The sequence below is a fragment of the Streptomyces sp. NPDC001002 genome, assembly GCF_053599215.1.
Genome location: NZ_JBSFLV010000050.1, coordinates 12,868 through 26,102, shown reverse-complemented (window position 1 = coordinate 26,102; position 13,235 = coordinate 12,868). Strand labels below are relative to the sequence as shown.

Sequence of the window (13,235 nt, the reverse complement as noted above, 5' to 3'; positions counted from 1 at the left end):
AACGGATGCGACCGCTCATGTTCGGCTACATGCGACTCGCCGCAAGCGATGATCCAGATGAAAACGCGGCAATCGAAGGAGAGTTGAGGCGCTACACCCAGGGCGAAGGCTTCGAGTTGGAGCGGTTGTTCATCGAACGGCTCGGTGTCAGAGATGAGTCCGCGTTCTTCGCGCTCGTCGATGCGCTCAAGACGACGGAGATCAAACACGTCATCGTGCCGTCGCTGTGGCACTTCGCACGGCTTCCTGGCCTCCAGGCAGCTATGCGTGACCACATCGAGGGTGAGCTTGGCGCCCGGCTTTGGGTCATCCAGAACACCATCCAGCAACCGGGAAGTGTTGCGTCATGAGCGCCGACGACGTGACACCGATCCCGCTTCTGACCTCCTCCATCCGCTTGAACGCCATCCCTCAAGCCGTGGCTGCTGCACGGTTGTTCGTGCGGCACAACTTGAGGCTCTGGGAGTTGGAAGAGCACGTCGAAACCGCGACGCTCATCATGAGCGAGTTGGCCACTAACGCCGTCAGGGCAAGTACCGCGAGCGCCCCGCAGATGATGACCGAGGAGACCACTGACGAGCTGGTCATCGGCGCGCAGCTCCGTGCCATCGAAGCCAGTTTGTTTGTCGAAGTCTGGGACAGAACGAGCGCGACGCCCGTAAGGAAAGATCCCGACCAGGACACCGAAGGTGGACGCGGACTGCTGCTTGTCGACGCCGTTGCGAAGCAATGGAACATCTACCGGCCAAGCGCCGGTGGCAAGATCGTGTGGGCTGAACTGCCGCTCGGCTTCGCTCTGGAGCCGTCTACTTGCATCTACGAGCGGACACCTCTGATTCTGCCCCAGGGACTCCGGGCGAAGCACAGCCCAACTGAACACCAAGCTCGCCGGGCGCTCCTCGACAGCCTCCTCAGCACAACGCTCTCGACAACCCCGATGATGCGGATGACCGATGCGACCTGACAGTCGTGGCCGGCGCACGGTTGATGCCTCCGATCAACGACGCCCTGACGCCCGATGAAGCCGCAGCAGATATGGGACCTGTTCGACTGGTATCAAGGGACCTGCTTCCGCTGCGAAGCTCTCGGCGTTCCAGTGGCTCACGTTGGGGAGATGGTCGTCCGGGACACGGAGCTGTCGCTGTTCGCATGTCACCACTGCATCTTCCGCATGCAGCAGTCGCACTGGTTCAGGACGACAAGGAAGGCATGGCCGCTGCGTCGGTTGCAGCTCCCTAGGTCGACAGAGCCACGAGCGTGACGTCCTCAACTTGGCCGCTGGTCACTGTTTGGCCGGAGGCGGAGGGGGAGGGGGAGGCACCGGTCTAGCGGGTGATCCGCGGGAGCTTGGTCGAGCCGATCTACGGGCTGTGGCCGGCGCGCGGTAGAAGGGGGGAAGCACGTGACAACTTCAGAGAACGAAGAACGCCCCGTGACGATGGTCGTGGGGCGTTCTTTGTTGAGGGCGAGGGCTTGGTCGGGCTGAGCAAGCGGTGCTGGGCCAGCAATTCGCACTCCTGTTCCATATAATCAGCGCGTGCCTCTGTCTTGAAAGAGTTTGTCGGTTCTGCCCCTGTAACTGTTGTGTCGCCTGCTACGCTCCTTTGCACTTGTTCGCAGGCGTGCGGTGGGGGCGCCAGTGACGGAGTGATTCCGTCAATTGAGCTAGCGCTCGCTTTCGGGTGGTGAAAGATTTAAAATGGGGGATATATGCTTTCGAAAATCGTCATCCAGAACTACCGTGCGTTTCGCAACTTTAAACTCGACTTCGACCCCAAGATGAACATCTTGGTCGGAGATAACGATGCCGGTAAGTCGACGATTCTGGAAGCTATCAGTCTTGCGCTTACGGGCAGGTTGGGAGGTCGACTCCTCGCCCAGGATCTCTCGCCGTATCTCTTTCACAAAGAAGCGTCGGACGAGTACATTGCTGCCCTGCAAAGTGGACGGGAAGCGAAACCACCCGAGATCATCATTGACTTGTTTCTCGACAGTAAGACGGCGCCTGCTGAGCTAATGGGAACCAACAACCTACTTAGGGCCAATGAGCCTGGTGTACGTATTCGTGTTGCGTTGAACCCAGACTATGAGCCTGAATACAAGGAGTTCATCAAAGACACGGCGCAGGTTCGATTGGTTCCCACCGAGTACTACAAGGTGGACTGGCTGGCCTTTTCGGGGAACGGCATCACCTTTCGTAGCATCCCCGCCACAGCCTCCCTGATTGACGCATCTAACATTCATCTTCAGAGTGGTGTCGACTACTACTTGAACGGCATCATCAACTCGCATCTTGCGCCGGACGAACGCGTGAAGCTAACACGCGCCTATCGTAGCCTCCGCGAGAATTTTGCAGCGGACGACTCAATTGTGAAGATCAACGAGAAGCTGCGTGGCGCTCCAAGCGATGTAAGTGACCGCGAATTGACGCTTGGTATCGACGTGTCACAAAAGTCGAGCTGGGAAAGCAGTATTGTTCCGCATCTCGACGATCTGCCCTTTCAGTACGTCGGAAAGGGAGAGCAGAGCACGCTCAAAATCCTTCTTGCTCTCAACAAGAAGGTGGAAGACGCTCACATCGTTCTGGTTGAGGAACCGGAGAATCACCTGTCATTCTCCAACTTGGGCAAGCTGGTTAAGAAGATCAGTGATAAGTGCGACGGCAAGCAGGTCTTCATTACCACGCACAGCTCCTACGTACTGAATAAGCTAGGGCTCGAAAAGCTTGTCTTGCTCTCAGCGACGGAGGGATTTCGACTCGACAGTCTCCCGGCTGACACGCAGGATTATTTCCGCAAGCTGTCGGGTTACGACACGCTGCGCCTTGTACTTGCTCGACGGTCAATCCTCGTGGAAGGCCCATCGGATGAACTCGTTGTCCAGCGGGCTTACAAGGACGTCCATGGCTGCCTACCTATCGAGGACGGCGTAGACGTAATCAGCGTCCGCGGTTTGGCATTCCGACGATTCCTTGACATTGCATCACTCACCGGAAATGTGGTTGCCGTCGTAAGGGACAACGATGGTACCGAGGCCACAGAGGTGCAGCAAAAGTACGCCGCTCACACTGCCTTCTCGAACATCTCTGTTCACGTCGGGCAGGATAAGGCGTACAAAACCCTTGAGCCGCAACTCCTAAAGGCGAATGGTCTAGCTGTAATGAACGCCATCCTCGGGGAGGATTTCACTTCCGAAGCAGACTTGCTTGAGTATATGGAGGATCGGAAGACGACCTGCGCCTTGACGATCTTCTCTAGCGACCAGACCATCACTATGCCGGAGTACATCAGGGATGCAGTCGCCTAATAACCTGGCCGTCATCGCAGCGGCCGGCTCGCGGAAGACCCAGCACATCATCGATTGCGTCATCGCTGATCCCAGTAAACGTGTACTGGTGACGACTTACACCAACGAGAACCTGTATCAGATCGTAAATCGGCTCAGCGCGGGCACCGGTGTACTTCCGAGCCACGTCACGGTGATGGGCTGGTTCACCTTTCTTTTGAACGAGTGTGCTCGTCCGTACCAGAGTTTCGTTCTCGATGAAACGGGAATGATGGGTGGGCTCAACTTCGTAGGGCAACGGTCAAGGTACATCCCCAAGAGTAAGCCTCAGCAGTACTACCTAGACCGTGGTAAGTCTGTCTATCGAGACGGTGTCTCGGCATTTTCCTTCGAAGCCAACAGGCTGAGCAAGGGAATGGTGGTCGACCGGCTCTCACGGATGTATGACCACATCTACATTGACGAAATCCAGGACATGGCGGGGTATGACCTGGAGCTTCTTGAGTTGCTGATGAAGTCGCCGATTGCTGTCACCGTCGTGGGTGACCCCCGTCAGGCTACCTTCGCGACCAACAACGCCAATAAGAACAAGAAGTTCAAGGGAAGCGGAATCGTTGACTGGTTGGGCGAGCGAGCTGACCTCTGCCTCGTGGAAAGCCGCGTAGAAAGCTATCGCTGCCACCAAGAAATCTGCGATTTTGCGGATGACTTGTACCCGGACCTGGCACGTACGGTTTCCAAGAACACCGAAGTTACCGGACATGATGGAGTCTTCGCGATTAAGAAGTCAGAGGTGCGGGAGTACGTCGAAAAGTATGCGCCGGTCGTACTGCGCTACAACAAGAACTCCGATACGTGTGGGCTGGACGCGATGAACATGGGTTCCGCGAAGGGAAGCACCTTCGACCGGGTGCTCATCTTCCCGACGGTTCCCATTGGTAAGTACTACAAGACGAGGGACCCCGACCAAGCAGGAGACAAGGCGAAGCTCTATGTAGCAGTGACACGAGCGAAGTACAGTGCCACGTTCGTCATGCCGTAGAGCGCTGAAATCCGGTGGAGCCCGCCATGCCCAGCCACTACCGTTGACCCATGACAGGAAATCAGCACACGAGAGGTGTGTCCCATGGAAAACGGTAAGTCGACGGAAAGTCCCTGGGATTCACCGATCTTCCAGCCGCTGTTGCATGAGGCCGGTCTCGCAGCCCACACCTTGTGCATCGGACTCACCACCTTGAGAAAGGCGAACTACCAGCAGACGGAGAGGTATTATGGAGGTTTCTTCAACTACACCATCGGGCTGGAACGCGTAATGAAGCTGACCATCCTGCTCGACTCTCTTGTGGAAGACGGAAAATTTCCCAGCAATAAGCAACTTAAAGATGCCTACGGTCATGACCTGAACAAACTACTCAGGGCCGTCCAGGAGATCCGAGCGAAGCTCGACCAGAGCGAGCTTCGTTGGCAGCTACCGCACCCAGACATCATCGATGACGCGGTGACATTCCTTGCTGAGTTTGCCAAGACCACCCGCTACTACAACCTTGATGTCCTGTCAGGCAAGGCACCGTCTCTTGACCCTGTGGCCCGATGGTTCCAGGTCGTTGGGAAGCCACTGCTTGCTAAGCGGCCTACGCGGCAGACACGCCGGAGCGCGGCGTACGCCAGCGCTATCCAGGAACTCATGGGGGACAAGCTGATCATCCGATCCATGAGAGAGGATGGCACCCCAGTAACGAGCGCTGAAGAAGCCTCCGTTGCCGAGCACGACAGCGAGTATGTAGCGAAGGAAGGCACCTTCCTCTGTACAGCTCTGGCGAGGTACGTCATTGAAGCGCTTCGTGACCGGGGATATGCGGCACGGGGCGCGGGCCACGTGGTTCCTGCTTTCGGCGACTTCTTCGCCTTGTTCAACAACCGTGACGATCTCCTCAAGAATCGCAAGTCATTTGTAATGAGGTAGACGAAGTGTGAGGGCTGGGCAAGAGAGATCGAAGCTCGGCGGGGTGCAGCACTACCGAAGGCAGCTCGGGCATGAGGTCACTCCACCGCCTTGACTCATCCGGCCTAGCGCAGGCCGGCCACGGGCGGTAAGCCGGTCGATTCCAACCCAGCTCGGCCCTCAGACTGATCGTCGTGTCCTCGGAGGATACGAGCACTGCGGCACGTCAGCAGGAAAGTGATGGAGGTTGTCAGACCCGACGTCTACCGTTGGTTCATGACGGACGATCAGCTCATGCCGCACACCAGACGCACGCCGCTTGATCCCTACAGTTCAAGCATGCCGCACCTGGTCGGCATCGTGGACACGAACACCCTTCTGTCGAGCATCGACAACGACTGTCGGAATGAGGGGTGGAGTTCGCGGCTGCGCCGGATGACCACGAGCGGTGCGACCGTGTTGTACGCGGCCGACCACGTCCTTGAAGAGGTGTACGAGCACCTGCCGACGATCGCTGAGTTCAGTCCAGTACCGCTTGCCGACCTCCGCACGCGCTTTGAGGAGTACTACCTACCCGCGCTGCGGTTCGTGACGGTTTCGGATGTGGATGCTCCGGATGCTCAAGTTATGGCGATCACGGACCCGGACGACGTGCCGACAGGGTGGTTGGCCAAACTCATCTCACCGTGCGTCGTGTTCTCAGATGACCGTCACCTCAAGAAGCCGGGGTTGGCTCCGAAGCGGTGGCTCGACGCGGCAGAGGCAGCGGTCAATGTCGCCGAGGGCTTCCAGGGCCAGGTCGTCACCGTGAACGTCGCTGCCTTGCCCATCAGGGGCGTGGTCGAGCTGGTCTCCCTCTCGGGGCGAAAGATTGGCGTCTCCCCCTGGGTGATTGGTGTCGTTGCCCTTGGCGTGACCGCACTCCTCTTGAAGAAGGCAGATCGGCGTAAGACTGCCGCCTTCGTTGCGGGTACGTTCATCGAAGCTGTCTGCAACCAACTTGCCGTCGATGCGGCGCAGGAGCAGCGAGGCATCGAGCGTCTGCGTGACGTCATCCTGCCTGCACCGACACGGCCAACGATCCGCCAGCAGGTCGCGATCACGTTGGCGCGGCAGAACGAGCCGCTGCTTGCTGCCGAGGTGCACGAGCTGATCCAGGAGCACTTTCCGGATGAACCGATGGTCAGCCTCCAAAAGGTACGAGCAGTCCTCGAAGGGGGAACGGAGTTCGTCCGGGTACGCCGATACCGGTGGCAGCTCGGGCGTGAGGTCGCTCCGCGGTCGTCCTGATTCATCTGACCTAGCACAGACCAGCCGTGCCTCATGGTCGGGTTGATCAAGTGCGCGCCGGCCACAAGCGGTTGGTCGCGCCGTTCTAACGGACGTCCGTGACGTTCCCGCCCTGCTACTTTGAACGCCCCTTCGCTTGCAGGAGGTCTCATGCCCACAGGCCCAAAACACCAACGCTTTGTTTTCGTCGAGTTCAACGAAGAAGGGCAGAAGTGCGGCTACGAAGAGGATTGCCGTTGCACGATCGGCGAAGACCATGACGCCGAGGGAAGCGACGAGTCGCTAAGCGTGCACGACGCGGCAGACATCTGGCTGTCGAAGGGGATGGATGAGGATCACATGTTCGGCTACAGCGACGCCGAGTTGAGGCGCGCGGCTGATCTCAGCTGACCCAACCCTCAAGGATGCCGTCAAGAACACGGCGACCTAGGCCGCGCCGGCCGCGGTTGATTGGTCTGGTGGACCTAGTGCTCTTTGTGTTGATATGAAGTCAGCACGCACTACATTTTTCCGCCTGGAACCCGAAGAAGGACGAACCGACGATGGCACAGCAAACCATTATTCAACTGCTTGATGACCTCGACGGGTCCGAGGCTTCCGAGACGGTCGTGTTCGGCCTTGACGGCAAGACCTACGAGATCGACCTGAACGAGAAGAACGCGGCCAAGCTGCGCAAGGCCCTTGAGCCGTACGTCGACAAGGGCAGGAAGCTGAGCCAGACGCGAGGTAGTAGGCGCGGAGGCGCAACGCAGGCAGCTACATCCAGCGGTGACACTGCCCTGATCCGCGCGTGGGCCAAGGAGAACGGCTACGAAGTGAACGACCGTGGTCGCGTCCCGGCGGACATCAAGGAGGCGTACGCCAACGCGAAGGTCGCGTAACGCCAACTCAACGAACCCCAGAAATGAGAAACACCCCGCCAGCCTGAACGGGCAGCGGGGTGCTCTCGTTTCAGGGTGATGCAGGGTGGTGATTGTGCCGACGCGGTTACGTCAGCGGTCGAGGATGGTGTTGCACGCGCCGAGGATGGCACCGAGTTCATCGGCGGCACCGTCGACCACGTTGGCCAGGCCGGTCTGTCCGTCCTCGCGGCACCGATCGGCGGTGGCACGCAGGTTGGTCAGAGGATCGCCGGTCCTCGGCGCGCGGGCCGGGAGGGTGATGCCACCGAACTCCACGGAAGCCTTGCCACCGAGCATGGCGTCCACCAGCGTGAGGTTACGTCCACGCGGCTGGCCGTCGAGGCCAAGTTCACCGTTCATGGGGTATTCCCTTCATGAGTCCTCATGGCGAAGATGAAATCTAATTCGCCGGGACGTATTATGAAGGATTTGTTCTATTTTGCAAGCATGAGCAATTTAATCCGACGCCCTAGCCCTGGATGCAATGAACGCCCCGCACCCGCCATAGGTACGGGACGTTCCCGATGGGGCCGGGCGGATATCGAAAATCAGCGGTCGCGGTCGCGCCCCATGAACGCGTCGAAAACGGCGTCAAAGCGTGCTGCATTTTTCGCATTGCCAATTCGAGCAGTAACGTCGAGCGCACTCATGCCCAATTCTCTTACCGAGGACAGCAATTCGCTACATACCCGTTCGGTCACATTGGTGGGCGCATTCTCTGACGGGTCTCGGTACAAGCCCATCAGCAGCGCCTCAGAGTGATAGAGCGCCGTCGAGGCGTCCCAAGACGAGCCAAAGGTTGCCAGTATCTCGTATGGGTCACGAGCAAGCGGTGCCACGTTGAGGATCGGCCATAGGCCAAGTGCGATGTGTCCAGCAGGGTGGTAGTCGTCGCTATGGCGCGCATTGAGCGCCCGATTCTCTTCGGGCGGGATGTCGAAGTAGGCGCGGATCATCGACACCGTGAGCGCACGGTTGTCGTGGCTCAGCTTCGCGACGCCGTAGATGTACCGAATCAGTTCATGCACGCCGTTCTGCGGCTGGTAAACCCCAGCCTTCTTTGCCCCGATGACCGTGTCGACCACAGGGGATAGCAACCGGTCGTACGCCGCCTTGAGCACTTCGTACTTGGTGTGGAAGTTGTTGACGATGGTCGCGGTACCGACCTCAGCCTCTTCAGCGATCTGTCCAAGCGTGTAGTCACCCTGCTTCTGATCTTTGAACAGGTCGATCGTGGCGTTCACGATGCTCTCCCTTGTTCGTCTGCGCTTCGTCTCGGCAGCTCGCTGCCGAGGTCCAGGTTCTTCCTCGTCCATGACGCCATACTAGCCCAACGGCTTCTCATGCCAAGTGGGTACTTGTGCTCAGTGAGCATCCATACTACTTTGAGTTTGACGAGCCGGCCACCCGGTGGCTCGCTGTTGGTGCCGGGCATCTACCGCCCCAGCACCGCGACTTGGAGGAGGGGCACTTCATGGGCAGCGAACTGATGCTCGGCGGCTTCGGCCAGTCCGAGGGCCGCAAGAACGTGATGCGGGTGTCCAAGGCTGAGCGAGTGATGCAGCAGCGAGAGCAGGAGGCAGCCGCGAATCTTCTGTTCGAGGCGAGGAAGCAGGAGTTCACCGCTGCGCTACGGCAGCGGATCACGGAGAACGCGATGCACGACGTACACGACGTCGGCACGACGGCCCGGGATCTTGCAGATGGCGACCCGTTTCTTGCCAGCCTGCTCATCCCGCTTGTCGAGGAGTTCACGCGTCAGACTGTTCGGGACGTGCGTACCTTCGGCAACGGCCTGAGCTTCTGATGGCTGTAGTACTCCTGCTTGCTCTCGCTGTCATCGTCCCCGCCGTTCTCTTCGGTACCGCCTACTTCATGGAGCGAGCCGAAGAGCGCCGAGACAGGCGTCGCCAGCAGATGCGCTTGGTGAACAAGGCGATCCACCTGGACATCAAGGCGCGGGATCGCAAGCACAACACCATGCGCGAGATGCGCCGTATCGCCCGCGAGTACCGACGCTAACCGCTCGCTGTCAGCGGGTCAGGAAAGGCAGCCAAATCAGCCAGCGCCACCCCAACCACTGACTGCCCGTTGATCCGCTCCTCCCAGTTCGCCGCCGGCCCCGACCGTGGGTCGGCGGTATCTACCCCGAGTAGATCGAGAGGAGGTGATGAGCATGGCGAACAAGGTCTGTTCCGAGTGTGATGGCAACGGTCTGATCGCTCCGCCCGGTGTCGAAGAACCGATCGACTGTCCGACCTGCGAGGGGGACGGCTTCGTACGCGTAGAAGACGACGAGGACGAGTAGTCCAAGCCATCCCGAGCGGCGGCTCAGGCCGCTCGGGATGGGGCGTCGTCCTTCGTGCAGAAGAACTCGGCTTTCAAGAACTCGGTGAAGGCGTCGAACTCTTGACGCTGTCGCTCCACCAGCTTCCGACGCTCAACCTTGGTTGCCATCGTCACCAGGTCGGCATCTTGGGTTGAGAGCCGATACCCGATCAACCCGAAGCCCTGACAGATAAGCCGTTGCCTTAGTGGAACGTCCCGGTCGGCGTAGAAGTGTTCCAGATACCTGAGCAAACGGCCGAGCTCCGCGGCGTTGCGTTGAATCGCTCGACGCTTCCGACGTAAGCGGGTCGTTTGGTCGGTGGCCTTCTCGATGTGCTGTCGGTCGTCCGCGTTGGTCACAGAGCGGAACGTGACGTACGGGCTGATGACTCGGTCGACATGTCCGCCGCAAGACGCATCCGTGTGGATGCCGGTCAAGCGAAGCGCGGCCACCACGTCGACAACCCGGCGGTCGACCGGCTTACCGAGACCGTCTCGAAGCTGACGAACAGCCCGCTTCTCCCGTTCCCAGATGTGCTTTTGATCCTCCGTCATTTCTAGATCCATTTTACGCCTAGATGCCCGCCTTTACGATCCCCGCCGGCCGCGACCGCGGGTTGGCGGCATCTACCCGAGGAGGCCGCAGTGAGGAAAACCCGCAGTCTTCTGCTGACGCTGTTGCTCGCAGCGTTCACCGTCAAGGTGCTGTGGTGGGTGGTCGCACCCTTCATCCCGTACCTGGTGAGTCTGCTCGCCATCGTGATGGTGCTCGGCTTCATCTACTACCGCATGACGCGGTGGTAGGAGGCCGCCTGGCGAAGCCCGCGCTGTTCCGCACGGGCTTCGCCTTCTTCTTGTCTGCGTCGACCTTGGTTCCAGGAGACTTCCATGCCCGCAGTAGACCGATCTCGTCACGCGTACCAACTGACGTTCCCCTCCGACTTGAAGGCCGACCAAGTAGCAACGTGGCTGCGGGCGGTGAGTGGCACGCTCATGAGCGGCCCGCGGCGGCTGCTTGGTGTCTCGGCCATCGTGTTCGAGGTCGAGGCGTCGGAGCAGGGGATCATCCACCGCCTGGTGGTGCCGGAAGAGACCGCCGACTTCGTCGTCAGTCAGCTCCGCTCCCTTATCCCCGGTTCTACCGCTACGCCGGCGGGGACGGATGGACCGCGCCACCAGTGGACGGCCGCGATGGAGTTGGGGCAGACGAACTCACGGATGAGCCTCGGCGACGTGGACGCCGAGGCGCTATCGGCGAGCATCCTCACGAACATGCAGGGGCTCGCTCGCAGTGAAGCGCTTCTCATTCAGTGGGTGGTGTCACCGGCACTGAGGGAGCGACCGCCACAGCAGCGCGAGGAGCGGATAGTCCCGGGTGCTACGGGACGGTTCTTGAGTGGCCAGAACAACCGCGACCAGATCACCGACCGCCGCGCCAAGCTGAGTGAACCCAACTTCCTCGGGGTGCTGCGGGTGGCAGCGAAAGCGGGCAGTGAGGAACGCGCCGGGGCCTTGCTTGGACGGATGCGGGCCAGTGTCGCCAGTACGGGCGGCACGTACAACAGGTTCAAGAAGCGACTGACGACCAGTGGCCGGGTAATCGGGCGCATCTACGAGGCCGCCGTGCCGACGATGTTTCCAGCCGTCCTCACTGCCTCGGAGTTGGTTGGGCTCATGGCCTGGCCGGTCGGCAGTCCGCATGTCGCCGGACTACCACAGGGGCGAACACGTCAACTGGCAGCCACGGGCGCAATCCCACGAACCGGTCGGGTGGTCGCTCGCTCCAACTTCCCGGGGGCGGAACGACTCCTCGCTCTGTCGCCCGAAGAGTCGACGTGGCACATGCAGGTTGTCGGCCCGACCGGTTCCGGGAAAACAGCCCTACTTACCAACCTCATCTCGCAGGACATGAACGCGGGCCGCGGAGTCATCCTGATTGAATCCAAGGGCGACCTATTCCAAGCGGTTCTCGACCGTGTCCCTGAAGGCCGGCTTCAAGATGTCGTGCTGCTCGACGTAAGCGACACGGACTACCCGGTCGGCTTCAACATCTTGCAGGGCAGCCCCTTCGTGGTCGCAGCCGACATCCAAAGGCTGTTCGACCATCTCTACCCGCAGGACGCCCGAGGTGTCCGCGTCAGACAGGGGTTCTACCACCTGATCCTCACCCTCATGATGAGCGCCGGGACCTCCGCCCCGATGACGTTCGCGGATATAGGTCCGCTCGCTGTACCCAGGGCGGATCAGGTGGAGTTCTCGAAGAATCTGGTTCGCGGCGTCGCTCACATCGAGGACCTGGCCGCGTGGTGGGCCGGGATAGATGACCGGATGCGTCCTTCGCATTTCCAGCCACTCATGGATCGGATCTGGCAACTCAACAACCGGCCATCGATCCGGAACATCATCGGGCAGAGCCAAAGCACAATCGACCTACGCGACGTGATCCGGGGAAACAAAATCCTGCTCGTCAACCTCGGTCGGGCGACGGAGGGGAAGGACACAGCCGGACTGCTGGGCTCGCTCCTCCTGAATGCTGTCTGGAGCATGGTACAGGCAGGGGCCGCTAATCCGTCCCGTCCTACGATGCTGTACCTCGATGAGTTCCAGGACTTCATCAACCTCCCGATCGCGCCCGCCGACATGTTCGCCCAGGCCCGTTCGCTCGGCCTCGCGATGACGGTGGCACACCAGCACCTCGGGCAGCTCACCCGTGAACTCCAGGACGCCACCCAGAACAACGCGCGGTCGACGGTGGTGTTCCAGACCTCGGCGGACGAAGCCCGTTCGTTTGCGCGGCAGTTCGGCCGCAGCGTCACGGAAGAGGACTTCCTGAACCAACGGCGGTTCGAGGTCTTGATGCGGCTTGCCACAAGCGACGGGGTGAGTGCGCCGGTAACTGGCGTGACGCTGCCGCCCGTGGATGCGACCGGCTTCGCGGGCGAAGTACAGCGCCGGTCGAGGGCGGCTTACGGCCGTTCCGCGGTGGCAGTGAACGAGGAGATTAAGCAGCGGCGGGGCGGTCAGCCGGCCCCGGCAGCTTCCACGAGGCGACCGCGCTTCGGTGGGCCGAGGAGTTCAAGCAATGCGTAGCGTACAGAACCTGCTGTCGGAATTGGCCTACGTCAGCCGAAGCATTGAATACCTCGGGGATGTCCTCAGCGACATCGAGGCGGTTGCGGAGCGGCTTGGTCGACGCCAAGGAGATGACCCGCTCCTTGAAGGAATGGTCGAACACGAAACCAACGTGTGGGCCGCCGCCATGAAGCACCAGTGCGATGCCGCGACGCGTACCGCCGAAGCCTGGCGCGAACGGATGGAAGGGCTGGAGACGTAGGCCAGCCCAGGGAGTTACCTCCCCAGCCACGATCTACAGCCGAACGACCATTCGACAGATGACTTCCTGTCAGGCCGTTGTGTCACTAGACAGCAACGGATCAAAGCACCAGGAGTGATCATGTGGGGCTTTGGCGAACATGAGGGCAACCATC

General features: G+C 60.2%; 17 protein-coding genes. 14 read left to right on the top strand and 3 right to left on the bottom strand.

The window, feature by feature from the left end; translation table 11 throughout:
- The first annotated feature begins 5 nt into the window (after positions 1-5).
- The 8 genes from ACWDR3_RS23210 to ACWDR3_RS23175 all read left to right on the top strand — a co-directional run bounded on the left by ACWDR3_RS23210 (position 6) and on the right by ACWDR3_RS23175 (position 7,398).
- Positions 6-350, top strand: a complete 345-nt coding sequence (locus ACWDR3_RS23210) for a recombinase family protein (protein WP_450354442.1) — start codon at positions 6-8, stop codon at positions 348-350.
- A complete protein-coding gene (locus ACWDR3_RS23205) occupies positions 347-964 on the top strand; it encodes an ATP-binding protein (protein WP_450354441.1) in 618 nt (205 codons plus the stop codon). The genes ACWDR3_RS23210 and ACWDR3_RS23205 overlap by 4 nt, the downstream gene beginning before the upstream one ends.
- A 746-nt stretch (positions 965-1,710) precedes the next feature.
- Entirely contained in the window at positions 1,711-3,306 is a 1,596-nt protein-coding gene (locus tag ACWDR3_RS23200) for an ATP-dependent nuclease (protein ID WP_450354440.1), read from the top strand.
- Positions 3,293-4,327 carry a UvrD-helicase domain-containing protein gene (locus tag ACWDR3_RS23195; protein ID WP_450354439.1) on the top strand — a complete coding sequence of 345 codons (1,035 nt, stop codon included), beginning with the start codon at positions 3,293-3,295 and terminating at the stop codon, positions 4,325-4,327. Before ACWDR3_RS23200 ends, ACWDR3_RS23195 begins: the two co-directional genes overlap by 14 nt.
- An 84-nt stretch (positions 4,328-4,411) precedes the next feature.
- Positions 4,412-5,248, top strand: coding sequence for a hypothetical protein (locus tag ACWDR3_RS23190; protein ID WP_450354438.1), 837 nt, complete (start codon positions 4,412-4,414; stop codon positions 5,246-5,248).
- A gap of 255 nt (positions 5,249-5,503) precedes the next feature.
- On the top strand, positions 5,504-6,517 hold the full coding sequence (locus tag ACWDR3_RS23185; RefSeq protein WP_450354437.1) for a hypothetical protein: 1,014 nt from the start codon (positions 5,504-5,506) through the stop codon (positions 6,515-6,517).
- Between the two features lie 150 nt (positions 6,518-6,667).
- Complete coding sequence (locus ACWDR3_RS23180) at positions 6,668-6,907, top strand: hypothetical protein (RefSeq protein ID WP_450354436.1); 240 nt, start codon at positions 6,668-6,670, stop codon at positions 6,905-6,907.
- A 152-nt stretch (positions 6,908-7,059) separates the two neighbouring features.
- Entirely contained in the window at positions 7,060-7,398 is a 339-nt protein-coding gene (locus tag ACWDR3_RS23175) for a histone-like nucleoid-structuring protein Lsr2 (protein WP_450354435.1), read from the top strand.
- A 111-nt stretch (positions 7,399-7,509) separates the two neighbouring features.
- Here ACWDR3_RS23175 and ACWDR3_RS23170 read toward each other — a convergent pair whose 3' ends face one another.
- Positions 7,510-7,779 (bottom strand): hypothetical protein, encoded by a 270-nt coding sequence (locus tag ACWDR3_RS23170; RefSeq protein ID WP_450354434.1) that lies wholly within the window; start codon positions 7,777-7,779, stop codon positions 7,510-7,512.
- Positions 7,780-7,967: 188 nt separating this feature from the next.
- On the bottom strand, positions 7,968-8,663 hold the full coding sequence (locus tag ACWDR3_RS23165; protein ID WP_450354433.1) for a hypothetical protein: 696 nt from the start codon (positions 8,661-8,663) through the stop codon (positions 7,968-7,970).
- A 230-nt stretch (positions 8,664-8,893) separates the two neighbouring features.
- Here ACWDR3_RS23165 and ACWDR3_RS23160 point away from each other — a divergent pair, with 230 nt between their 5' ends.
- The 3 genes from ACWDR3_RS23160 (at position 8,894) to ACWDR3_RS23150 (ending at position 9,727) form a co-directional block, all read left to right on the top strand.
- Positions 8,894-9,226, top strand: a complete 333-nt coding sequence (locus ACWDR3_RS23160) for a hypothetical protein (RefSeq protein ID WP_450354432.1) — start codon at positions 8,894-8,896, stop codon at positions 9,224-9,226.
- Positions 9,226-9,441 (top strand): hypothetical protein, encoded by a 216-nt coding sequence (locus ACWDR3_RS23155; protein WP_450354431.1) that lies wholly within the window; start codon positions 9,226-9,228, stop codon positions 9,439-9,441. Before ACWDR3_RS23160 ends, ACWDR3_RS23155 begins: the two co-directional genes overlap by 1 nt.
- A 154-nt stretch (positions 9,442-9,595) precedes the next feature.
- Entirely contained in the window at positions 9,596-9,727 is a 132-nt protein-coding gene (locus tag ACWDR3_RS23150; protein ID WP_450354430.1) for a hypothetical protein, read from the top strand.
- A 23-nt stretch (positions 9,728-9,750) separates the two neighbouring features.
- Here the strand turns inward: ACWDR3_RS23150 and ACWDR3_RS23145 are convergent, their stop codons facing one another.
- A complete protein-coding gene (locus tag ACWDR3_RS23145; protein WP_450354429.1) occupies positions 9,751-10,302 on the bottom strand; it encodes a hypothetical protein in 552 nt (183 codons plus the stop codon).
- A gap of 90 nt (positions 10,303-10,392) precedes the next feature.
- On the opposite strand from ACWDR3_RS23145, the gene ACWDR3_RS23140 reads away from it, so the two are divergent.
- The 3 genes from ACWDR3_RS23140 to ACWDR3_RS23130 all read left to right on the top strand — a co-directional run bounded on the left by ACWDR3_RS23140 (position 10,393) and on the right by ACWDR3_RS23130 (position 13,081).
- Positions 10,393-10,551 (top strand): hypothetical protein, encoded by a 159-nt coding sequence (locus ACWDR3_RS23140; protein WP_450354428.1) that lies wholly within the window; start codon positions 10,393-10,395, stop codon positions 10,549-10,551.
- A gap of 84 nt (positions 10,552-10,635) precedes the next feature.
- Positions 10,636-12,837, top strand: a complete 2,202-nt coding sequence (locus ACWDR3_RS23135) for a type IV secretory system conjugative DNA transfer family protein (protein WP_450354427.1) — start codon at positions 10,636-10,638, stop codon at positions 12,835-12,837.
- Positions 12,830-13,081 (top strand): hypothetical protein, encoded by a 252-nt coding sequence (locus ACWDR3_RS23130; RefSeq protein ID WP_450354426.1) that lies wholly within the window; start codon positions 12,830-12,832, stop codon positions 13,079-13,081. Before ACWDR3_RS23135 ends, ACWDR3_RS23130 begins: the two co-directional genes overlap by 8 nt.
- The last annotated feature ends 154 nt before the right edge of the window (positions 13,082-13,235 follow it).

Coding starts and splice junctions, on each gene's coding strand:
- ACWDR3_RS23210 (WP_450354442.1), top strand. CDS start 6: ATGCGACCGCTCATGTTCGGCTACATGCGACTCGCCGCAAGCGATGAT.
- ACWDR3_RS23130 (WP_450354426.1), top strand. CDS start 12,830: ATGCGTAGCGTACAGAACCTGCTGTCGGAATTGGCCTACGTCAGCCGA.
- ACWDR3_RS23190 (WP_450354438.1), top strand. CDS start 4,412: ATGGAAAACGGTAAGTCGACGGAAAGTCCCTGGGATTCACCGATCTTC.
- ACWDR3_RS23205 (WP_450354441.1), top strand. CDS start 347: ATGAGCGCCGACGACGTGACACCGATCCCGCTTCTGACCTCCTCCATC.
- ACWDR3_RS23150 (WP_450354430.1), top strand. CDS start 9,596: ATGGCGAACAAGGTCTGTTCCGAGTGTGATGGCAACGGTCTGATCGCT.
- ACWDR3_RS23200 (WP_450354440.1), top strand. CDS start 1,711: ATGCTTTCGAAAATCGTCATCCAGAACTACCGTGCGTTTCGCAACTTT.
- ACWDR3_RS23145 (WP_450354429.1), bottom strand. CDS start 10,302: ATGACGGAGGATCAAAAGCACATCTGGGAACGGGAGAAGCGGGCTGTT.
- ACWDR3_RS23160 (WP_450354432.1), top strand. CDS start 8,894: ATGGGCAGCGAACTGATGCTCGGCGGCTTCGGCCAGTCCGAGGGCCGC.
- ACWDR3_RS23175 (WP_450354435.1), top strand. CDS start 7,060: ATGGCACAGCAAACCATTATTCAACTGCTTGATGACCTCGACGGGTCC.
- ACWDR3_RS23180 (WP_450354436.1), top strand. CDS start 6,668: ATGCCCACAGGCCCAAAACACCAACGCTTTGTTTTCGTCGAGTTCAAC.
- ACWDR3_RS23135 (WP_450354427.1), top strand. CDS start 10,636: ATGCCCGCAGTAGACCGATCTCGTCACGCGTACCAACTGACGTTCCCC.
- ACWDR3_RS23155 (WP_450354431.1), top strand. CDS start 9,226: ATGGCTGTAGTACTCCTGCTTGCTCTCGCTGTCATCGTCCCCGCCGTT.
- ACWDR3_RS23170 (WP_450354434.1), bottom strand. CDS start 7,779: ATGAACGGTGAACTTGGCCTCGACGGCCAGCCGCGTGGACGTAACCTC.
- ACWDR3_RS23185 (WP_450354437.1), top strand. CDS start 5,504: ATGACGGACGATCAGCTCATGCCGCACACCAGACGCACGCCGCTTGAT.
- ACWDR3_RS23195 (WP_450354439.1), top strand. CDS start 3,293: ATGCAGTCGCCTAATAACCTGGCCGTCATCGCAGCGGCCGGCTCGCGG.